Raw genomic sequence first — 554 nt, forward strand, 5'->3', positions numbered from 1 at the left:
CCTTAAGATTAATACCTATTAAAAATAGGTCAACCAGAAATGTTACTGGCTGACCTCATAATACGATATGGCGCTAATCTGAAATACAGATGACCGTCACTAATTTATTTTTGGACACTTAATGAGTCTATTAATTACAGTATCTCAGAAATGATAAATTGGAACTTTTTGCATTTCTCATAGTCAGGAATCTACTTTTCAGAGTATTGTAGCTTAGCTCCCGTTGACCTTATTAATATAGACAATCGCACATTTTAGTCACGTTATATACGTTAGTCCAACCTTATATAAAAAATAACCATAAATTAGAGTAAAAACAATTATAGAAGGTGAAAATTATCAATGAAAGATAAAGATTGTAAATGTAGGGTAGTTCCACCGCCACCACAAGGACCTCAGGGACCACCAGGGAAACAGGGACCTCAAGGTCCTCAAGGAGCAACAGGAGAACCGGGACCGGAACTAATGAAGATATACTTAGCAGCTCAAACAGTAGATTTATCACTTGATAACAATTTTGTTGGGCTTGGTACCTCAGGAGTTTTCATAGAAAA

General features: G+C 35.9%; 1 pseudogene. It reads left to right on the plus strand.

Annotated elements, in window-relative coordinates:
- Positions 1 to 342 precede the first annotated feature (342 nt).
- A pseudogene (locus JM172_RS25075) lies at positions 343 to 554 on the plus strand (hypothetical protein); the annotation flags it as partial.

Source organism: Bacillus sp. SM2101 (assembly GCF_018588585.1).
Classification (GTDB): Bacteria; Bacillota; Bacilli; order Bacillales; family SM2101; genus Nanhaiella; species Nanhaiella sioensis.